This is a genomic window from Caulobacter sp. GW821-FHT10C03, assembly GCF_059415485.1.
Map to the genome: position 1 here is coordinate 64,330 of NZ_JBWKNI010000001.1, position 18,616 is coordinate 82,945.

Annotated in this window: 27 protein-coding genes; 14 read left to right on the plus strand and 13 right to left on the minus strand. The window is 69.1% G+C overall.

Features of this window, described 5'->3' with window-relative positions; genetic code table 11:
- Positions 1-158: 158 nt before the first annotated feature.
- The 4 genes from rpsD to AC07NG_RS00300 all read left to right on the plus strand — a co-directional run bounded on the left by rpsD (position 159) and on the right by AC07NG_RS00300 (position 2,753).
- Positions 159-776 carry a 30S ribosomal protein S4 gene (gene rpsD / locus AC07NG_RS00285; RefSeq protein ID WP_110121502.1) on the plus strand — a complete coding sequence of 206 codons (618 nt, stop codon included), beginning with the start codon at positions 159-161 and terminating at the stop codon, positions 774-776.
- A gap of 407 nt (positions 777-1,183) precedes the next feature.
- Positions 1,184-1,540 carry a TFIIB-type zinc ribbon-containing protein gene (locus tag AC07NG_RS00290; protein WP_487287881.1) on the plus strand — a complete coding sequence of 119 codons (357 nt, stop codon included), beginning with the start codon at positions 1,184-1,186 and terminating at the stop codon, positions 1,538-1,540.
- A gap of 18 nt (positions 1,541-1,558) precedes the next feature.
- On the plus strand, positions 1,559-2,491 hold the full coding sequence (gene htpX, locus AC07NG_RS00295; RefSeq protein WP_494591373.1) for a zinc metalloprotease HtpX: 933 nt from the start codon (positions 1,559-1,561) through the stop codon (positions 2,489-2,491).
- Between the two features lie 61 nt (positions 2,492-2,552).
- Positions 2,553-2,753: a hypothetical protein gene (locus AC07NG_RS00300; protein ID WP_494591375.1), complete on the plus strand. Its 201-nt coding sequence runs from the start codon at positions 2,553-2,555 to the stop codon at positions 2,751-2,753.
- Here AC07NG_RS00300 and AC07NG_RS00305 read toward each other — a convergent pair.
- From AC07NG_RS00305 to AC07NG_RS00315, 3 genes are all read right to left on the minus strand, one after another.
- Positions 2,750-3,130 (minus strand): VOC family protein, encoded by a 381-nt coding sequence (locus AC07NG_RS00305; RefSeq protein ID WP_494591377.1) that lies wholly within the window; start codon positions 3,128-3,130, stop codon positions 2,750-2,752. The two genes, AC07NG_RS00300 and AC07NG_RS00305, sit on opposite strands and share 4 nt — an antisense overlap.
- A 29-nt stretch (positions 3,131-3,159) precedes the next feature.
- A complete protein-coding gene (locus AC07NG_RS00310) occupies positions 3,160-3,585 on the minus strand; it encodes a hypothetical protein (RefSeq protein ID WP_494591379.1) in 426 nt (141 codons plus the stop codon).
- 115 nt (positions 3,586-3,700) lie between these two features.
- Complete coding sequence (locus AC07NG_RS00315) at positions 3,701-4,183, minus strand: Lrp/AsnC family transcriptional regulator (RefSeq protein WP_110121498.1); 483 nt, start codon at positions 4,181-4,183, stop codon at positions 3,701-3,703.
- An 84-nt stretch (positions 4,184-4,267) separates the two neighbouring features.
- On the opposite strand from AC07NG_RS00315, the gene AC07NG_RS00320 reads away from it, so the two are divergent.
- On the plus strand, positions 4,268-5,182 hold the full coding sequence (locus AC07NG_RS00320) for an EamA family transporter (protein ID WP_494591381.1): 915 nt from the start codon (positions 4,268-4,270) through the stop codon (positions 5,180-5,182).
- On the opposite strand, the gene AC07NG_RS00325 is transcribed toward AC07NG_RS00320, so the two are convergent.
- The gene (locus tag AC07NG_RS00325) at positions 5,179-6,315 is read right to left on the minus strand and encodes a serine hydrolase domain-containing protein (protein ID WP_494591383.1); all 1,137 of its coding nucleotides are present in this window, start codon (positions 6,313-6,315) and stop codon (positions 5,179-5,181) included. The genes AC07NG_RS00320 and AC07NG_RS00325 overlap by 4 nt on opposite strands.
- Positions 6,316-6,368: 53 nt before the next feature.
- Here AC07NG_RS00325 and AC07NG_RS00330 point away from each other — a divergent pair, with 53 nt between their 5' ends.
- Complete coding sequence (locus tag AC07NG_RS00330; RefSeq protein WP_494591385.1) at positions 6,369-6,740, plus strand: hypothetical protein; 372 nt, start codon at positions 6,369-6,371, stop codon at positions 6,738-6,740.
- 171 nt (positions 6,741-6,911) lie between these two features.
- Here the strand turns inward: AC07NG_RS00330 and AC07NG_RS00335 are convergent, their stop codons facing one another.
- From AC07NG_RS00335 to AC07NG_RS00350, 4 genes are all read right to left on the minus strand, one after another.
- Positions 6,912-7,331 (minus strand): acyl-CoA thioesterase, encoded by a 420-nt coding sequence (locus AC07NG_RS00335; protein ID WP_492855231.1) that lies wholly within the window; start codon positions 7,329-7,331, stop codon positions 6,912-6,914.
- Positions 7,332-7,434: 103 nt separating this feature from the next.
- Positions 7,435-7,776: a Grx4 family monothiol glutaredoxin gene (gene grxD, locus AC07NG_RS00340; protein ID WP_492855230.1), complete on the minus strand. Its 342-nt coding sequence runs from the start codon at positions 7,774-7,776 to the stop codon at positions 7,435-7,437.
- A 53-nt stretch (positions 7,777-7,829) separates the two neighbouring features.
- Positions 7,830-8,720 carry an aldo-keto reductase family protein gene (locus tag AC07NG_RS00345; RefSeq protein WP_494591388.1) on the minus strand — a complete coding sequence of 297 codons (891 nt, stop codon included), beginning with the start codon at positions 8,718-8,720 and terminating at the stop codon, positions 7,830-7,832.
- A 5-nt stretch (positions 8,721-8,725) separates the two neighbouring features.
- A complete protein-coding gene (locus AC07NG_RS00350; RefSeq protein ID WP_487287870.1) occupies positions 8,726-8,962 on the minus strand; it encodes a BolA/IbaG family iron-sulfur metabolism protein in 237 nt (78 codons plus the stop codon).
- A 166-nt stretch (positions 8,963-9,128) separates the two neighbouring features.
- Here AC07NG_RS00350 and AC07NG_RS00355 point away from each other — a divergent pair, with 166 nt between their 5' ends.
- The 5 genes from AC07NG_RS00355 (at position 9,129) to dmeF (ending at position 12,988) form a co-directional block, all read left to right on the plus strand.
- On the plus strand, positions 9,129-9,782 hold the full coding sequence (locus AC07NG_RS00355; RefSeq protein ID WP_494591390.1) for a hypothetical protein: 654 nt from the start codon (positions 9,129-9,131) through the stop codon (positions 9,780-9,782).
- Positions 9,779-10,501, plus strand: a complete 723-nt coding sequence (locus tag AC07NG_RS00360) for a hypothetical protein (RefSeq protein WP_494591392.1) — start codon at positions 9,779-9,781, stop codon at positions 10,499-10,501. The genes AC07NG_RS00355 and AC07NG_RS00360 overlap by 4 nt, the downstream gene beginning before the upstream one ends.
- Before the next feature lie 117 nt (positions 10,502-10,618).
- Positions 10,619-11,566: a M20/M25/M40 family metallo-hydrolase gene (locus AC07NG_RS00365; protein ID WP_494591394.1), complete on the plus strand. Its 948-nt coding sequence runs from the start codon at positions 10,619-10,621 to the stop codon at positions 11,564-11,566.
- A gap of 205 nt (positions 11,567-11,771) precedes the next feature.
- Positions 11,772-12,047 (plus strand): metal/formaldehyde-sensitive transcriptional repressor, encoded by a 276-nt coding sequence (locus AC07NG_RS00370; RefSeq protein WP_110121486.1) that lies wholly within the window; start codon positions 11,772-11,774, stop codon positions 12,045-12,047.
- Between the two features lie 8 nt (positions 12,048-12,055).
- Entirely contained in the window at positions 12,056-12,988 is a 933-nt protein-coding gene (gene dmeF / locus AC07NG_RS00375) for a CDF family Co(II)/Ni(II) efflux transporter DmeF (protein ID WP_494591397.1), read from the plus strand.
- A 173-nt stretch (positions 12,989-13,161) separates the two neighbouring features.
- On the opposite strand, the gene AC07NG_RS00380 is transcribed toward dmeF, so the two are convergent.
- Both AC07NG_RS00380 and AC07NG_RS00385 read right to left on the minus strand, forming a co-directional pair.
- Positions 13,162-13,353: a hypothetical protein gene (locus AC07NG_RS00380; RefSeq protein ID WP_487287863.1), complete on the minus strand. Its 192-nt coding sequence runs from the start codon at positions 13,351-13,353 to the stop codon at positions 13,162-13,164.
- A 72-nt stretch (positions 13,354-13,425) separates the two neighbouring features.
- A complete protein-coding gene (locus AC07NG_RS00385; RefSeq protein ID WP_494591399.1) occupies positions 13,426-14,235 on the minus strand; it encodes an SDR family NAD(P)-dependent oxidoreductase in 810 nt (269 codons plus the stop codon).
- A gap of 126 nt (positions 14,236-14,361) precedes the next feature.
- Between AC07NG_RS00385 and AC07NG_RS00390 the strand changes: the two genes are divergently transcribed.
- The 3 genes from AC07NG_RS00390 to AC07NG_RS00400 all read left to right on the plus strand — a co-directional run bounded on the left by AC07NG_RS00390 (position 14,362) and on the right by AC07NG_RS00400 (position 16,178).
- Positions 14,362-14,856 (plus strand): winged helix-turn-helix transcriptional regulator, encoded by a 495-nt coding sequence (locus tag AC07NG_RS00390; RefSeq protein ID WP_494591401.1) that lies wholly within the window; start codon positions 14,362-14,364, stop codon positions 14,854-14,856.
- 41 nt (positions 14,857-14,897) lie between these two features.
- Positions 14,898-15,314, plus strand: coding sequence for a hypothetical protein (locus AC07NG_RS00395; RefSeq protein ID WP_494591403.1), 417 nt, complete (start codon positions 14,898-14,900; stop codon positions 15,312-15,314).
- A 90-nt stretch (positions 15,315-15,404) separates the two neighbouring features.
- The gene (locus AC07NG_RS00400) at positions 15,405-16,178 is read left to right on the plus strand and encodes a hypothetical protein (protein WP_494591405.1); all 774 of its coding nucleotides are present in this window, start codon (positions 15,405-15,407) and stop codon (positions 16,176-16,178) included.
- A gap of 168 nt (positions 16,179-16,346) precedes the next feature.
- On the opposite strand, the gene ribH is transcribed toward AC07NG_RS00400, so the two are convergent.
- From ribH to AC07NG_RS00415, 3 genes are read right to left on the minus strand one after another with little or no spacing between them, the layout of a single operon-like run.
- Positions 16,347-16,793 carry a 6,7-dimethyl-8-ribityllumazine synthase gene (ribH, locus tag AC07NG_RS00405; protein WP_494591407.1) on the minus strand — a complete coding sequence of 149 codons (447 nt, stop codon included), beginning with the start codon at positions 16,791-16,793 and terminating at the stop codon, positions 16,347-16,349.
- Positions 16,790-18,013 (minus strand): 3,4-dihydroxy-2-butanone-4-phosphate synthase, encoded by a 1,224-nt coding sequence (ribB, locus tag AC07NG_RS00410; protein ID WP_494591409.1) that lies wholly within the window; start codon positions 18,011-18,013, stop codon positions 16,790-16,792. Before ribB ends, ribH begins: the two co-directional genes overlap by 4 nt.
- Positions 17,989-18,603 (minus strand): riboflavin synthase, encoded by a 615-nt coding sequence (locus tag AC07NG_RS00415; protein ID WP_494591411.1) that lies wholly within the window; start codon positions 18,601-18,603, stop codon positions 17,989-17,991. The genes ribB and AC07NG_RS00415 overlap by 25 nt, the downstream gene beginning before the upstream one ends.
- Positions 18,604-18,616 lie beyond the last annotated feature (13 nt).

The following is an 18,616-nucleotide window of genomic DNA, read 5'->3' on the forward strand; positions in this document are numbered from 1 at the left end:
CCGCCGTTGACTCCCCGTCGCCCCTCCGTCATAAACCGCGCCTTCACGCCGCCGGCTCGCCGCGCGGCGCGACGACCTTATGACGGAATGACCCGACGCCGCCGTTGCAATCGCCCTCCCTAGGGAGGACCGGCCCGGATCGATATAAAGAGTGACCTATGTCCAAGCGCCATAGCGCCAAGTACAAGATCGATCGCCGTATGGGCGAGAACCTCTGGGGCCGGCCCAAGTCGCCGGTCAACCAGCGGTCCTACGGCCCGGGCCAGCACGGCCAGCGTCGCAAGAGCAAGGTGTCGGACTTCGGTCTGCAGCTGCGCGCCAAGCAAAAGCTGAAGGGCTACTACGGTAACCTGACCGAGAAGCAATTCTCGCGCACCTACGAGGAAGCCGCCCGCCGCAAGGGCAACACCTCGGAAAACCTGATCGCGCTGCTCGAGTCGCGCCTGGACGCCATCGTCTACCGCGCCAAGTTCGTGCCGACCGTGTTCGCCGCCCGCCAGTTCGTGAACCACGGCCACGTGACCGTGAACGGCAAGCGCGTGAACATCGCTTCGTACCGCTGCAAGCCGGGCGACGTGATCGCGGTCCGCGAAAAGTCGCGCAACATGGCTCTCGTGCTCGAAGCCGTCGCCTCGAACGAGCGTGACTTCGCCGAGTACGTCTCGGTCGACGCCAAGGGCCTGTCGGCCACCTTCGTCCGCGCTCCGGAACTGTCGGAAGTTCCGTACCCGGTGAAGATGGAACCGAACCTCGTCGTCGAATTCTACGCTTCGTAAGACGCGTCGAACTCGCAAGAGATCGGAAAGGGCCCCGGAGCGATCCGGGGCCCTTTTTTGTTTTGGAACCTCCCCTCGTGGGGGAGGCGGCCGAAGGCCGGTGGGGGGACGTTTTCAGCTTCCTGGGCGTTGGCGGATCTCGCACTAACTCCCCCCTCCGATCGCTACGCGATCGCCTCCCCCATAGGGGGAGGTTCCTCATGCTGCCCCCCTTGAAACCCCAAAACCCCTCCCTATCTCCAATGAGCGGGCCGGGCCCCTCTGGCGCAGCGTTGTGGGACACAACGCGCGTGATGTCGGACCGCATCGGGTGTTCTCGATGTCTGGGTCCGGGTTTCCCTCCCCCCTCGTGCCGGACCTGACGTCGGGAACACCCGTCCACTCTTGGAACAGGGACCCGACCGACCATGCCCCTTCTGATGTGCCCCAACTGCGACGGCTCCATGCAGGCCGTGCAACGCGCCGGCGTCGAGTTCGACATGTGCCCCAAGTGCCGGGGCGTGTGGCTCGATCGCGGCGAACTGGAAAAGCTGATGGCCCTCGAGCGCGAGGACGCGCAGGCCGCGCCCGCGCCGCAGCCGTCGCCCTTCAATCGCGCCCAGCCGACCTATGAACAGCGCCCCGAGCCGCGTCGCTACGACGACGCCTGGCGGGGCGACCACAAGCGCCACGACGGCCACAAGCGCTACGACCATGACGACGACCATCGCCGTCACGGCCATCACAAGAAGAAGCGCTTCGACCTCTTCGACATCTTCGACTGATCCACACCCTCAAAGGCCATGAACCACTTCAAGACCTTCGCCCTGCTCGCCGGCCTGACGGCCCTGTTCGTCGGGGCCGGCTACATGATCGGCGGCGCGACCGGCATGCTGATCGCCTTCGTGCTGGCCGCCGGCATGAACGTCTTCTCCTACTGGAACGCCGACAAGATCGTGCTGCGGGCCTATGGCGCGGTCGAGGTCGACGAGAGCCATCCCGAGCCGCTGGTGCGAAACTACGCCCGCGACGTTCGCGACCTGGCTCAGCGCGCGGGCCTGCCCATGCCGCGCGTCTGCATCATCGACAGCGACCAGCCCAACGCCTTCGCCACCGGCCGCAATCCCGAAAACGCCGCCGTGGCCGCCACCACGGGCCTGCTGGCCATGCTCGACCGCGACGAGATCCGCGGCGTCATGGCCCACGAGCTGGCCCACGTGAAGAACCGCGACACCCTGACCATGACCGTGACGGCGACCATCGCCGGCGCGATCTCGGCCCTGGCCAACTTCGCCTTCTTCTTCGGCGGTTCGCGGGAGGACGACGAGCGTCCGGGCGGGATCATTGGGGCCATCGCCCTGGCCATCCTGGCCCCCATCGCCGCCATGCTGGTGCAGATGGCCATCAGCCGCTCGCGCGAATACGAGGCCGACCGCGTGGGGGCGCAGATCGCCGGCGACAACCGGGGTCTGGCCCGTGCGCTGGAGAAGATCGACGCCTATGCCCGTGGCGGCGTGGTCAACCACGAGGCCGAGCGCAATCCGGCCACGGCCCACATGTTCATCATCAACCCGCTGGCCGGCCGCGGCGCCGACAACCTGTTCTCGACCCACCCGGCCACCCGTAACCGCATCGAGGCCCTGCTGAAGCTGGCGATCGGGCAGGGGACGCGTCAGCGCCTTGAGACGGCCGTGCCGACCAGCGCGCCCAGCCGCAAGCCGGGGCCGTGGAGCTGACAAGCCGATACTTGCCTGAGGCCCGCGTGCCCGCCTAGGCTACGGCTCGAGCGGGGGCGCCATGCGGGTTCTTAGGTTCATTCTGCAGACTTGTGGCTGGCTCGCGCTGATATTCGGCGCGGCGGTGCTGGTCGTGTTTGCGGTGAACGGCGTCGTCGGCGCCGACAGCACCTACAAAACGCCGGTGCTACGCGCCGTATCGTTCATCGCCGGAGCGGTCGGGGTCGTCGCGCTGCAGCGGAGTTGGGCCAAGCGCTCCTAGCCGTGCTGCGACAGCGACAGCAGGTTGCCGTCCGGATCCTTGAACCAGGCGACCTTGTCGCCGCCGGGCGCGGTCCAGACGCCGTCGGGCCGCTGGTCGTCGCCGAAGAAGGGATAGCGCTCGAACGCCACGCCCTTACCGGCCAGGTCAGCGACCGCCGCCTCGATGTCGTCGACCCGCCAGCCGAACACGGTGTAGGGCGCGATGACCGGCTGCGGCGGCGTGGTGATCCGGACGAAGATCGGTCCGGCCCGCAGCACCAGGGCGAAGTCGTCCTGGCTGACGAAGGTCAGGCCCAGCACGCCTTCGTAGAAGGCGCGGGCTTTCCCGACGTCGCTGACCGCCAGAAAGCCCATCGGGGCGGTGTCGCCGAGCATGCGCGGATCCCGCGGTCAGGCGTCCGGGCTCACTGCGAGGGGAACGGCGGCGGCGGGACGTACACGCCGAGCGTGAACGGCGAGCCCGGATAGTTGGGGTAGGTGATGGTCTGGTAGGCGGGATACGACATGCCCGGGAAGGGAGCCGCCGGCCCCGCGGGCGGCAGGCGCATCGGCATCGCCACCCAGTCGTCCCACGCCAGGCAGGTGCCCCTGATGTCGGCGCTGTCGGCGCGGCAGCTGAAGCCGTCGGCGGTCTGGCGGCATTTGTCGAGGGTGACGGCGGGCTTGTAGCAGGTGCCCTTGCGCGTGGCCTTGGCCTGGGCTTCGGCGGTGGCCGCGGCCATGGCGTCTTCCTTGGTCGAGGCCTGGGCCCAGTGCCAGGTGCTGGCGGCCGCGCCGCCTACCGTGGCGAGCGACAGGGCCAGGCCGATCGCGATGACGTGCGCCTTCATGAGTTCGCCTCCCGACATTTGTTGCATCGATTTCGACATCCATCCGACGTTGTCGTCAACAACCTTTGCGGATGTAGTTTGGTCACATTCCACCTTTGGGATGTTTTTGGCGGGCTCACTCCACCAGGGGCGCGCGCGACGGATCCAGCCGCACGATCTCGCGGATGCCGACCAGGGTGATGAACGAGCGCACCCGGCGGTCGTCGTTGAGCACCTCGTGGGTGAAGGCCTCGTAGGCCTCCATGGTCGGCACGGTGACGGTCAGCAGGAAGTCGGTGCTGCCGGTCACGTGCCAGGCGCTGAGCACCTCCTTGCGGGCCGCCACCCCGGCGGCGAAGGCGTTGAAGAGCGCGCTGCCCTCGCGCTCCATCTCGACCAGCACATGCATGGTCAGGCCCGCGTTCAGCCGGGCCGGATCGACGATGGCCACGTCGGCGACGATCACGCCCTCCTTGCGCAACCGTCGCAGGCGGCGCAGCACGGCGCTTTCCGACAGGCCGACCTTCTGCGCCAGGCTGCGGGCCGGCTCGAGGTTGTCGCGGCGGACCAGTTCCAGAAGCTTGCGGTCGAAATTGTCGAGCGTGACGGATTTCGTCATTCGGGCCTCCGATATCGCCTGTTTCAGGCGGTATACGACGAATTTCGGCGAGAAGCGTCGAGGATCGACGCCTATTTTCCGGGCATGTCCTCCGTCGCCCTTCGCCGTCCCGCGCTCGACGCGCTGCTGCCCTATGCCGCCCTGTTCGGGGGCATGGTGACGCTGGCCGGCGGCACCTCGTTCGCCAAGAGCCTGTTCCCGCTGGTCGGAGCGCAGGGCACGAGCGCCTATCGGGTCGGTTTCGCGGCCCTGCTGCTGCTGGTCCTGTGGCGACCCTGGCGCTTTCCGCTGAGCCGGCGCGACGTCATGGGCGTCGTCTTCTACGGCGCGGCCACCGGGGTGATGAACCTCAGCTTCTACATGGCCCTGCGCACCATCCCGCTGGGCGTGGCCCTGGCCATCGAGTTCATGGGGCCGCTGACCCTGTCGCTGCTGCACGCGCGCAAGCCCAGCCACTTCCTGTGCATCGGCCTGGCCGCCTTCGGCCTGATGCTGCTGTTGCCGCTGAAGCTGGGCGGGCCTGCCCTCGATCCGGTCGGCGTGGCCTTCGCCCTGGCCGCGGCTGTCTGCTGGGCGCTCTACATCGTCGCCGGCAAGCGCCTTGGCCACCTGCACGGCGGCCGCTCGGTGGCGCTGGGCATGAGCGTGGCGGCTCTGATCGTCGTGCCGTTCGGCGTCGCCGGGGCCGGGGCGGCCCTGCTCGACCCGCGTCTGATGCTGCTGGGCCTGGTGGTCGCCGTCTGCTCCAGCGCCGTGCCTTATTCGCTGGAGATGATCGCCCTCAAGCGCATCCCCAAGCGCACCTTCGGCGTCATGCTCAGCGTCGAGCCGGCGATCGGCGCCCTGGCCGGTCTCTTCGTGCTGGCCGAGCACCTGTCGCTGCAGCAGTGGGGCGCCATAGCCTGCATCGTCGCCGCCTCGGCCGGCGCGATCCTGACCACCACGCCCGAGAGCGCGGTGATCGACGACGCCGAGGCGCTGGAGCGGCCGGGCGCTTAAGGCGCTTCGACTGGCAGCAGCCGGGTGTATTCCCAGCCCCAGGGTAGGCCCGTCTCGCCCAGGGCCGCCTTGACGATCGACGGGATGATCCGCTGGCCGTCGCCGGCGTTGGTCAGCACGACCACGCAACGACGGCGCTTCTCGACGCAGACCAGCATGTTGTCGGTGATGTCGTTGTGGCCGCCCTTGAAGAAGGCGTGGCCCTGCGGCCCGTCGAAGGTGACGACGCCCACGCCCGCCGCCAGCTTGATCCTGGCGTTGTCGGGGTTCTTGTCCTCGGTGAAGGGCGGGAACTGATAGGCGGCCGGAATCGCCAGGCTGCCGCGCGAGAACTCGGCGCGGGCCTTCTTCGACAGGCCCCAACCGCCAGCGATGGCCGCGGCCAGCTTGCCCATGTCGTCGATCGTGGTGTCGAGCGAGCCGGCCGCCTTGACGCTGGAGCGGTCGTCGTGGCCCTCCCACTTGCCGTCGGCTTGGCGTCCGTCGGCCAGGTCGGTCGCGAAGTCGTCGCGCCAGACCATGCCCGAGCGACTCATGCCCAGCGGCTTGAACAGCCGCCGGTCCATGTCCTCGCCGACCTTCAGGCCCAGGCCCTGCTCGATGACGAACTGCATCAGGTTGAGGCCCTCGCCCGAATAGGCGTAGCGGCTGCCCGGCTCGAACTTGATGTCCAGCTTCTCGTCGGGGTTCAGCCAGCGGAAGTTGGGAAAGCCCGCCGAGTGGGTCAGCAGCATGCGCGGGGTGATCTTGCGCCAGCGCGGATCGCCGGCGAGATCGGCATAGGCCTTGTAGTCGGGCAGGGGCTTCTGAAGGATCTCGGCGATCGGCTTGTCGAGGTCGAGCTTCCCCTCGTCGACCAGCATCATCACGTAATAGGCGAAGGTCGTCTTGGTCAGCGAGGCGGCGTACATCACCGTCTGAGGCGTCAGGGGATCGCCCTTCTGGTTGCGCACGCCCATCGCCGTGACGTGGACGACCTTGCCGTTCTCGATCACGGCCACGGCCACGCCGGGGATCTTGCCCACGCTCGTCAGCCGGGCGATTTCATCATCCAGTTTCGGATTTTCGGCGCGCGCCGATCCGGCGGCCAGACACAAGCTCGCCGCCGCCCACGCCAGAGACTTTCCACGCATTTCCACAGGCCCCACTGTTGCGCGCACCCTCGCGCCGGGCGACCTTGGCGGCCATGGGCGTCTTTTTCAACCGCCGCGTGCTGCTGGCCGGGCTCTTGCTCTCAGGCTGCGCCGCCGTGCCGCCAACCCCGCCGCGCCTGCTGCCGGCCGGGTCCGATGCGCCTGGCGAGCTGGAGCCGCTGCTGGGCGTGCGGGTCGAGGCCGACGGCCTGGTCGTGCGCCTGAAGTCGGCCGGCTGCCTGCGCAAGGAAGACCTGCGCTTCTTCGTCGACCGGAAAGGCGGCGTCCCGTCGGTGGCCTTCGCCCGGCGTAGGTTGGAGACCTGCAAGGGCGGCGAACCGGAGGCGGTCGAGGTGCGGTTCGGGTGGGGTGAGCTGGGGATCACGGGAGCGCGGGCGGTGCGGGTGCTCAATCCACATCCCTGATCCCTCTCCCCTTGCGGGAGAGGGTGGCCTCCCGAAGGGAGGTCGGGTGAGGGGTCTCTCAGAACTCAAAACCGCCTGCAGCGGCCAGGCCGGGTGGGAGCGTCTCACATTTGAGAGACCCCTCATCCGTCGGCTTCGCCGACACCTTCTCCCGCAAGGGGAGAAGGGTTCTCAGCCCTTCGGCGTGAAGCGCTCGATCATCCAGGGCAGCACGCGGGCCGGGCGCTTGGCGGCGATGTCGATCAGCACCCAGTCGGTGCGGCTCTGGGCGCACATTTCGCCGTCGGGGCCGTCGATGCGGACATAGCGCTCGAAGCGCGGGCCCTTCAGTTCGCCCACCCAGGTGTAGCCGGTGGCGACCTCGTGCGGCAGTAGCTCGCGGCGGTAGTCGATCTCGTGGCGGCGGGCGACCCAGCTCCAGGGAGCCCGTTCTTCTTCCGAAGCCCAGGCCTCCCAGTGCGCGATGGCGAGATCTTGAGCCCAGCCCAGATAGACCACGTTGTTGACGTGGCCGTTGGCGTCGATGTCCGACGCCTTCGGCTCGAAGGTCAGGGGATAGGCGTCAGCAGGTGGGACGAACAGTCGGCTCACGCGCGTCCCCCGAAAGTGTGAGCGGTTTCGGGGAAGGGACGCGCGTTCTTCTTAGGAGGTGAGCCCCCCGGGCGCCGAAGCGCTTCGCACTTCGGCTGGGGGCTCAAGCCGAGATCACGCCCTGGTCGATCAGCAGGGTCTTCAGTTCGCCCGACTGGAACATCTCGCGGACGATGTCGCTGCCGCCGACGAACTCGCCCTTGACGTAGAGCTGCGGGATGGTCGGCCAGTCGGTGAAGGTCTTGATGCCCTGGCGCAGCTCGTCGTCCTGCAGCACGTCGACGCCGACGAACTCGACGCCGAGGTGGTCGAGGATCTGCACGGCCACCGACGAGAAGCCGCAGCGCGGCTGATCGGGCACGCCCTTCATGAACAGCACCACCGGGTGCTCGGCCACGGTCTTGGCGATGAATTCGATGGCGGGAGAGGCGGCGACTTCAGTCATGACGGGGAATTCCTTGGGCGTAGCCTCTCAGCTAGGCGCCGCAAGGCCCCGGGTCAAGCGCGGCGCTTGGCCCCATCGGCCTGTTCGGCCGAAAACCGCGCCATCTCGATCTGGGCGGCGCAGCCGGTCGGCAGGTCGCGCTCGGTCACCCGGGCCAGGGCTTCCAGCTTGTCGCGCTTGTGGGTGATCACCTGCACGGTGGCCAGCGACGGCTCGGTCAGGGCGTAGCCGAGGCAGAGCTCCTGGCCGGTCCAGCCGGGGGTGCTGTCGAGGAAGTCGTAGCCGCCGAGATTGGCCAGCGGGTCGGTGCGGCGACGCCACAGCGATGGCTTCTTGAAGATCGGCCTGGCTTCGCGGTCGCGGATCGACTGGGGCCAGAAGTCCTCGCCGATCACCGCCACGTCGCGGCCGAAGGCGTTGCGGACGCGGTGGCGGTCGGCCCAGCCCGAAGACAGGTTGAACGGCGCGGCCAGGGCGTCGAACACGCCGGTCGCCAGATGGCGCTCCTGGCTGTCGCCGCGGCTGGCCAGGCCCAGGGACTGGATCAGGCCCGACTGGCGCAGGCCCAGCAGGGCGGCCATGGCCGAGGGCGGGAAGGCCGAGCCCGGGTCGTCGACCGTGACCAGGTTCACATAGGACAGGCCGCAGCGCTCGACGGCCAGATCGACCGTGTCGTGCGCGGCCTGGGCGCTCAGCAGTTCGCCGCCGCTGCGCAGGCGCCAGCCCACGAACAGCAGCCGCCGCTCGATGGTGGTCAGGGACTCGCCCACGCCCTCCAGCAGGGCGTTGGACGAGCCGTGCACCTCGAAGCTGTTGATGCCGGCTTCGAGGGCCGTGAAGATCAGGTTGCGCCAGTCCTTGCCGCCCATGCGCGGATGGTCGGCCAGTCTCAGCGTGATCGCCGAGATCGCCATGCCTTCCTTGCCGAACGGACGATAGCGCAAGGGCCTTACTCCGTGGGGGCGGCGGTTTCGAGCGCCAGGGCGTGCAGCTCGCCGCCCAGCACGTCGGCCAGGGCGCGGTTGACCATCTGGTGCTGCTTGACGCGGTTGAGGCCGCGGAAGGCGGGCGAGACGATGCGCGCCTTGTAGTGATCGCCGTCGCCGGCGAGGTCCGTCAGCACGATCTCGGAGTCCGGGAAGGCCGCGTTCAGGCGGGCTTCGAGCACGTCGGGCGCCATGGGCATGGGGCGGAGTCTCCGATCCTTGGAAGGGCTAGATGCCCGATAAACCTTAAGATCGCGCATATGGCGGGTGTCGCGCTCAGGTGCAATCGACGCAGGGACGAGCGAGCGCCGTCGATCGCGCTTGACGATAACGCGATCTCACGCAACGATCACGCATCCGTGAATCTTGCGTGAGGTGGACGTGATGCGGTGGTTGGGGGTTGTGGTCGCGGCGACGATCGCGATGGGGCTGGGCGGGTGTTCGTTGGTCATGTCCGAAAAGCCCTGGTTCGGTCCGGGGGACGCGCGGGGCGCGCCGGAACTTCGGCGGGGGTTGTGGGTCAGGGTCGGAGAGGACGGCTGCCACGCGCCTGCGGAACTGCCGCTGTGGAAATGGTCAAATTGCGAGATCTCGCTGATCCGCGAGGGCGAGCATCTAAGCCTCCGCCGTCAAGACCAGGACTGGAACTGGCAGTCGTCACCCCTGCTTCTGGCTGGGCGCGATCCGATGATCCTGCAACTGCACGAGAATGGGGAAATCGCCTTCTACGTCTATGCCGGAGCTGAGACGGCCGGTTCGGACGCCGAGGGGCGGGTGACCGTTCTGCGCTGGTGGCCGCTCTCCTGCGTGGACGACGATCAGCCGGAGGGCGCCGATGGAAGGCGCCCGATCTGGCCCGGTCTGAAATGGCGGGATGGGGAGAGCGCCTGCGACGCTGAAAGCCTGCAGGGCCTTCTCGCGGCGGCCAAGGCGAACAAGCCTTCCGGAACAGAGCCCGTGAACACATGGCGCTGGGTTCGTGAACCTCGGCCCGACGACTTCGCCGAGGTGCGCCGATGATCGCCGCAGGTTTGCGTGAAAGGCTTAGACGGCTGGGCCTGATGGTCGCGGCTGCGGCGGCGATGGGGCTTGGCGGATGCACGCCGATGGCCACGCGAGAGCCGGTGTTTGGGCTCGCCGACGTCGCCGGCGCGCCGCGCTTGCGGGATGGGCTATGGGTCTCGCAGGAGGAGAATTGCCGGTTTCGCGGCGAGCGTTCCCTGGGGCGGTGGCCTTCCTGCGCCAGGGACAACGCCATCCTGGTGCGCGGCGGCGAGATCCTGCAGTTGAGCCTTGATATCGACCAGGAAGGTCGGCCCGTCAGGCCCGCCGCCTATAGTTGGCTTGTCCTGCCTCACCTCATCGTGGGCGGGACGCCTCCGATCCTGCAACTGCATCTCGTGGACGGTGCGCCGTCGGGGCCGGGAACGCTGGCCGACATCGCCCAGCCGTCCGAGGTCAAAGGCGCATACGAATATCTGGCCTTCGAGGTCGTCGAGCGCGATCCGGGCGATGGCGACGTCAAGGCGTTGCGGATGTGGATGGTTCTCTGCGGGCCGGAGGGCGACGCCGAGCCGGCTTGGCCCGGGGTGCGTGTGATTGAGGAATCCGGCTGCGCCGTCGACGGACCAGAAGCGGTCCGCGAGGCCGCCCGCCGTAGCTTCCGCGACGGCCACGTCGTGGACTATCGCTGGATCCGCGAGGCGGGGCTGAGCGATTTCGCGGGAGGCGGTCGATGATCGCCGCCGCGCGTCGGTCGCCGTTGGTTGCGTGATCCGGCGCCGGATGATCAAACCTTCGACGAGCCCGCCGCTTCGGCGTCCGGGCGAGCCGAAGACAAGTAACCGAGAGCCTCGATGCGTCCGTTTTTAGCCGCCGCTCCGGCGTTCGCCCTGGCCGCCGTTCTCGCCGGCCTCGCCGGCCTCGCCGCGCCCGCCCTGGCCGGTCCGGGCGATCTGGCGCTGGACGACGTCAGGATCCTGTCGGCCGACGCCATGCAGGGGCGGGCGGTGGGCTCGCCCGGTTCGCAGCTGGCGCGCACCTATATCCTCGAGCGCTTCAAGGGCGTCGGCCTGGCGCCGATCGGCGAGGGCTTCGAGCGGCCGTTCCGCTTCAAGCGCAAGGACGGCGTGACGGTCACCGGCGTCAATCTCGTCGCCCGGATCAAGGGGGCGGAGAGCGGCGGCAAGGCGCTGCTGGTCACCGCCCACTACGATCATATCGGGGTCAGGAACGGCCAGATCTACAACGGCGCCGACGACAACGCCTCGGGCGTGGCGGGCCTGCTGGCCGTGGCCGAGGCGTTCAAGGAAAAGCCGCCGAAGCACGACGTGCTGATCGTCGCCCTCGACGCCGAGGAGAGCGGCCTGCGCGGCGCCAAGGCCTTCGCCGCCGAGCCTTCGGTCCCGCTGGCGAGCATCGGCCTGGCGGTGAACTTCGACATGCTGAGCAAGAACGCCAAGGGCGAGCTCTACGTCTCCGGATCCTCGCCGCAGCCGTTCCTTAAGCCCATTCTCGACGACGTCGCCAGGACCGCGCCGGTGACCCTCAAGCAGGGCCACGACACCGACGCCCAGGGCAAGGACAACAACTGGACCTTCCAGTCCGACCAGGGCGCCTTCGCGCAGAAGGGCGTGCCGTGGGTCTATTTCGGCGTCGAGGACCACCCCGAATACCACCAGCCCACCGACGACTTCGAAACCATCCCCCAGCCCTTCTTCAAGGGCTCGGTGGCGACGGTGATCCAGGCCACCCGGGCGTTCGACGAGCGGCTGGGGGAGATCGTGAAGGCCTCGGGGCGCTGATCCCTCTCCCCTTGCGGGAGAGGGTGGCCCCGCAGCGCGGGGTCGGGTGAGGGGTCTCTCAGAAACCTGACGCCGCGACAGCTGATCAGCCGTCGCGGCGTTTTGCGTTTGTGCGACCCCTCATCCGTCGCCTTCGGCGACACCTTCTCCCGCAAGGGGAGAAGGGACGTGCTTTTCGATCTCATATACTATAGGGGGGTATGCTATGGCTCACCTCTCCACCGACAACGACGCCCTGCTCAAGCGGGTCCGCCGCATCGCCGGCCAGGTCGCGGCGATCGAGCGCGCGATCGAGGGCGACCACGACTGCGCCAAGACCCTGCATCTGGTCGCCGCCACCCGCGGCGCGCTGAACGGCTTGCTGGACGAGATCGTCGAGGCCCACCTGCGCGAGCACGTGGCCGCTCCGGGCCTCACCGACGCCGAGCGCGAAAAGGGCGCGGCCGAGGTGATCGAGGCCTTCCGCCGCTATTCGAAATGAGATCCGACATGACCGCCGCCCCGGTTCCGCACGACCACGTCTTCCTGGCGGCCGACCACGACGCCAACGCCCGCCGCACCCTGTGGGTGGTGGCGCTGACCGCCGTGATGATGGTGGTCGAGATCCTGGCCGGCTGGTGGACCGGTTCGATGGCCCTGCTGGCCGACGGCTTCCACATGGCCACCCACGCCGGCGCCCTGGCCGTGGCGGCCGCCGCCTACGCCTATGCCCGCAAGCACGCCACGAGCGCCCGCTACAGCTTCGGCACCGGCAAGGTCGGCGACCTGTCGGGCTTCGCCTCGGCCCTGGTGCTGGCGGTGATCGCCATCGGCGTCGGCGTGGAGTCGGTGCGCCGGCTGTTCGAGCCGTCGTCGATCGCCTTCATGGAGGCCATCGTCATCGCGGTGGTCGGCCTGCTGGTGAACCTGGCCAGCGCCGCCCTGCTGTCGGGCGGCCATCACCATGGGCATCACCATGGTCACGACCACCACCACGATCATGACCACGCGCACCACGACCATGCTCATCATGGGCGCGGCCACGACAACAACCTGCGCTCGGCCTACATGCACGTGCTGGCCGACGCCCTGACCTCGGTGCTGGCCATCGTCGCCCTGGTCGCCGGCCGCCAGTTCGGCTGGACCTGGCTGGACCCGATCATGGGCGTGGTCGGGGCGGTGGTCATCGGCCGCTGGGCCATCGGCCTCATGCGCGACACCGCCGCCGTCCTGCTCGACACCACCGACGATCACGTGGCCGAGGAAGTGCGCGAGCTGGTCGAAGGCCCCGGCGACGCCCGGATCCTGGACCTGCACGTCTGGAAGGTGGGTCCCCAGGCCCACGCCGCCATCGTCAGCGTGGCGGGTTTGTCCGCCGAGGCCGTGCGCGGTCGGCTGGTCCCGGTGCACGAGTTGCGGCACCTGACGGTGGAGGCTTCCTAGCAGCGTCCCTCTCCCCCTGCGGGAGAGGGTGGCCTCCCGCAGGGAGGTCGGGTGAGGGGTCTCTCAGAAGCAAGACGCCGCGGCAGCCGATCAGCCGCCGCGGCGTTTTTCGTGGGTGCGACCCCTCATCCGTCGACTTCGTCGACACCTTCTCCCGCAAGGGGAGAAGGGGATCAGTCCACCTCGTCGTTGGCCGCCTCGACCTCGACGCCGAACACCTCGTCGATGACCTCCATGATCTCTTCGAGATCGTCGAGGGTCACCCGCACGCGCAGGGTCTGGTCGTCGTCGGCGGTGAGCGTCAGGAAGATGCCGTGCTCGGACTCCTCCAGGATGAACTCGTCGAGATTGGCGATGACGGACATGGCGCGCCTCCCTGCTTGCGAAGGGGGAGCGGACGGCGGCGGCTTTCGTTCCGGGCCGCCGCCGTCCAGGGCTCAGGCCTGTTCGGGAACCCGGTAGCGGGCCGCCGGCCGGTCGCGCGACAGGTTCGGCGCCAGGTTCAGGCGAGCGCCGTCATAGGCGGCGAAGTCGGCGGCGTCGGGCAGGGAGGGGATGGTCACCAGCTCGCCCTGGTCGAAGCCCGCCAGGGCCGCGTCCACCAGGTCGCCGACCTCCATCAGGGTCGAGGGATCCAGCGCGTCGGCGCCGCCGCTGCCCGAGCGGTCCCAGATCTCGGTTCGGGTGGCGCCGGGCAGCACGGCCTGCAGCTTCACGCTCTCCGGCAGCTGGCTGCGCAGGCCCTGCGTGAAGTAGGTCACATAGGCCTTGGTCGCGCCGTAGACCGGCGAGCGGAACTCCGGCAGCAGGCCGACAACCGACGAGATGTTGACGATCGCGCCGCGATCGCGGGCCTTGAAGGCGCCGGCCGCGGCGTGGGCCAGGCGGGTCACCGACACCACGTTCAGCTGGATCAGGTTGTCGACCTTGTCGAGGTCCTGGTCGACGAAGTCGCCGGCCAGGGCCGCGCCGGCGTTGTTGATCAGGAGGTCGATGGACGCATCGTCGCGCAGCCGGGCCTCGACGCGGGCCAGGTCGGCGGCGTCGGTCAGGTCGGCCTGGATGACGTCGACCTTGACGCCGGTCTGCGCCTTCAGGCGTTCGGCCAGGTCGGCGAGGCGCTTGGCGTCGCGGGCGACCAGCACGAGGTCGTGGCCGCGCCTGGCCAGGCGGTCGGCATAGGTGGCGCCGATGCCGGTGGAGGCGCCCGTCACCAGGGCCGCGCCGGGAAACTGTTGCTTGCTCATGGTCTCTATCCCCTCGGGATGGTTGTCGCCTCGGCGCTCGGCCCGGCGTGACTTGCAGATGGCAAGTGACTTTCGAATTGCAAGTGACCGGCTTTCATTTTGCTAGCCAGGCCCTATCTTTCGTCCATGACCACGCGCGCCTTCGATCCCGGACAGTGCCCCGTCGGCCGCACGCTGGAACGCGTCGGCGACGTCTGGAGCCTGATGATCCTGCGGGACGCCTTCCACGGCCTCACCCGTTTCGACGCGTTCGAAAAGAGCCTCGGGGTCGCGCCGAACATTCTGACCAAGCGCCTCGGGGCGCTTGTAGAATCCGGCTTTCTCGAGCGGCGGCCCTACCAGGATCGGCCCGTGCGCCACGAATATGTGCTGACAGAAATGGGCCGCGACTTCGGTCCGGTGCTGACGGCGCTGCTGGCCTTCGGCAACCGCCATCTCGCCAAGGAGGGGATCGCCAGCTGCCTGGTCGATCGCGAGACGGGCCAGACCGCCGAGCCGGTGGTGGTCGACGCCCGCAGCGGCAAGCCGATCGACGGGGCGGACTTCGCCTACGCCGCCGGCCCGGCCGCGGGCGAGGCGGTGCTCGCACGCCTGGCGCTGATCGCGGGCGGCGGCCGCTAGGGGCGGTTGTCCGATCCGGCGCGAGGCGGCATGCTGCAACCATGAGTGGGGCGAAAGACGCGGAAAAGGCGCGAGAGGCCAAGGCGACGGCGGGCTTCCTGGCGGGGGCCGCCGGGGTGATCGTGGCCGTGTTCCTCATGGTCAACTGGCAGACGGTCTACCTCGTCTTCGCGCTGATCTTTTCCGACAAGCGTCCGGCCCTGCTGCGGGACGCCGACTGGGACGATCCGGCCTCTGCCGTCCGGTTTCGCGCCCGCTTCGCGGCGGGAACGCCCGAGCAGGCCCTGGTGACCTGGCTGGAGAAGAACCGGTTCGCCATCGACGCCCGAGCGCGCAAGGCGCAGCGGCCGGTCGAGGGCCTGCCCTGCAACGAGGACATAGCCGTCGAATGGACCGTCGATGCTCAGGCGCGCCTGACGCGGGCCGACGCCGTGGTGCATCAGATCGCCTGTCTTTGATCGTCCTTGGGTCGCGTTAATCTAGAAAGCTATTCTGGATTGTGCGCATCTCTTTCTCGACGCGAGCGACGCCACCGGGGAGGCACGACCATGGACACCATCACCGCCAAGAGCGCCAACGGCGCGACCGATCCGGCCCCGGTCTCGGCCTTGGCCGAGGATGTCGCCGCGCCGCCCGCACCGACCGTGAACGCCGAGCCCGAGGCTCAGTCCGAACCCCTGACGGCGGCCGCGTCTTCGAGCGGTCCGGAGGTGAAGCTCAACTTCGTCAACCGCTCCAACGGCGGCGCCGGAACCCAGGTGCTGGTGTTCGGCAAGCCGGTGACCCCGGCCGCCGACGAGGCCTCGTCCGCCTGGCTGGTGATCCAGAACTGCGCGCCGGGCTGGAGCCATCCCTTCGTCTGGCCGGCGGCGGTGACGATCGGGGTGATCGACGCCTGGGGCAACGTCTCGCCGCAGCTGGCGATCGAGAACGGCCAGGTGGCCACGGTGACCAGCACGCCCTCGGGCGAGAGCCTGCAGCTCACCGACCAGACCACCTCGCCCGAGGCCTTCGGGGTGATCAACCAGCTGTCCCAGGGCTCGGTCGGGGTCACGGTGTTCCGGGCCGGCAAGCCCTATGTCCAGACCCGCGCTCTCTTTCCCGGCAGCCAGGTGATCTTCACCTTCAAGCCGACGATCTGGATCGGCGCGGTCTCGCAGGTGCGCGAGGGCGAGCCGCTGACCAGCTCCGTCGTCCAGCAGGTCAACACCGAGATCAACCTGATCGGCATGGCCGGCGCCGACATCGTCATGACCGGCGGCGGCGAGGGTCCCGACGCCAAGCCGTTCGTGTTCTCGCTGGAGAACGTGACCTACGCTTAGTTTCTAGTCTCCCGTCATTCCCGCCCTTGTGGCGGGAACCCCTGGTTCCGCTGACACGTGAGGCGCCAGCGGCGTGCGGAGCACGCCGCCACTACTGCCCTTGCGACTGATGGAGGGTTTCCCGCCACAAGGGCGGGAATGACGGGAGGTGAGGGGGAGCGGGAGATCTCACGCCGCCGCGCGGATCGCCGCCAGTGTCGCCGCTGCTTCGACGCAGGCCGCTGCGGCCTCGCGGCCCTTGTTGCCGGCGTCGTCGCGGCTGCGCAGTTCCGCCTGCTCGTCGGTGTAGGTCGTCAGCACCCCGAAGGCGATCGGCGTCTCGGTGGCCAGGCCCGCGCTGACCAGGCCCCAGGCGGCGCCGGCGCTGATGAACTCGAAGTGGGCGGTGTCGCCCTTGATGACGCAGCCGAGGCAGGCGATCCCGGCGTAGCGGCCCGTCCGCGCCAGGGCCTGGGCGATCAGCGGCAGTTCGAAGGCGCCGGCGGCCTCGAAGACGTCGGCCTCCGCGACCGGCGCGCCGCGCTCGGCGAACTCGGCCAGGGCCCCGGCCAGCAGGCCGCCGGTGACCTCGGGATTGAAGCGGCTGATGGCCACGGCGAAGCGGGAAGCGGTCATGCGGGGATCCTCGAAGGCGGGACGGAAAGACGGTGGCCGAGCTTGGCGCGCTTGGTGGCCAGATAGCCGGCGCTCAGCGGATCGGGCGGAACGACCAGCGGCAGGATCTCGCGCACGGCGACGCCCAGGTCCTCCAGCGCCCTGGCCTTGCGCGGGTTGTTGCTGAGCAGGCGGACCTCGCCGACCCCCAGCGAACGCAGGATGGCGGCGGCGGGGTCGTAGTCGCGGGCGTCGTCGGGAAAGCCCAGGGCGTGGTTGGCCTCGACGGTGTCCAGCCCCTGGTCTTGCAGGGCGTAGGCGGCGATCTTGTTGGCCAGGCCGATGCCGCGACCCTCGTGGCCGCGCAGATAGACCAGCACGCCGTTGCCGGACGCGTCGATCTCGGCCAGCGCCGCGTCCAGCTGGGCGCCGCAGTCGCAGCGGCGCGAGCCGAAGGCGTCGCCGGTCAGGCACTCGGAATGCACCCGCACCAGCGGCGCGCCGGTCAACGGTCCCCGCACCAGGGCCAGGTGCTCGCCGCCGTCGAGGCGGCTGCGGAAGGCGCGGGCCTCGAACAGGCCGTGGCGGGTGGGCAGGCGGGCGCTCGCCACCGCCTCGACCGGCGGATCGGCGGCGATCAGGTGCGCCCGCAGTTCGGCGATGCTGAGGATCGGCAGGTCGTGGCGGGCCGAGAAGGCGGCCAGGTCGTCGCCCCTGGCCATGGTCCCGTCGTCGTTCATGATCTCGCAGATCACCGCCGCCGGGGTCAGGCCCGCCATCCGCGCCAGCTCGACCGAGGCCTCGGTGTGGCCGGCCCTGGCCAGCACCCCGCCGGGCACGGCGCGCAGCGGGAAGACGTGGCCCGGCGAGACGATGTCGGCGGGAGAGGCGCCCGCCGCCACCGTCGCCTGGATGGTCCGCGCCCGGTCGCCTGCGGAAATGCCGGTGTCGACGCCCTGCGTCGCCTCGATCGAGACGGTGAAGGCGGTGCTGCGCCGCGTGCGGTTGTCGGCGACCATCGGCGGCAGGCCGAGGCGCTCGATCAGCGGCGCATCCATGGCCAGGCAGATCAGGCCGCTGGCCTGCTTGGCCATGAAGGCGACGGCGACTGCGTCGGCGAACTGCGCGGCCTGGACGAGGTCGCCCTCGTTCTCGCGATCCTCGTCGTCGACGAGGATGATCATGCCGCCGGTCTTGAGGCGCTCTAGCGCTACGCTCAGGCGTTCAGGGAGGCGTGACATAGCCGCTCCACATATTTGGCCAGCACGTCGACCTCGACATTGATCGGGTCGCCGGGCGCGGCGTGCTGCAGGTTGGTATGGGTCCAGGTGTGGGGGATCAGGGTCACTCCGACGGCGAAGCGGCCGTCCTCGACCGGCTCCACCGCATTGAGGGTCAGGCTGACGCCGTTGAGGGAGATCGAGCCCTTCTCGACGCAGTAGGGGGCCAGGGCCGCCGGCAGGTCGAAGCGGGTCTTCCAGGCCCCGTCCTCGTGGACGATCGAGGCCACGCGCGCCTCGCCGTCCACATGGCCCTGAACGAGGTGTCCCGACAGCCGCGTGGCCAGGGTCACGGCCCGCTCCAGATTGACGAAGCCGCCGGCCGCCAGGGCCTTGAGATTGGTGCGCGCCAGGCTCTCGGCGCTGACGAACACCTCGGCGCGGCCGCTCGCGTCGCTGGCGACGATGGTCATGCAGGCGCCGTTGACCGCCACGCTCTCGCCCAGGGCCAGGTCGGGGAAGCCGGTCTGCAAGGTCAGGCGCACGGCGCCGTCGGCGACAGTCTCGACGGCCGTCACCTCGCCCAGGCGCTCGACGATTCCGGAAAACATCGGGTCTCCTCCT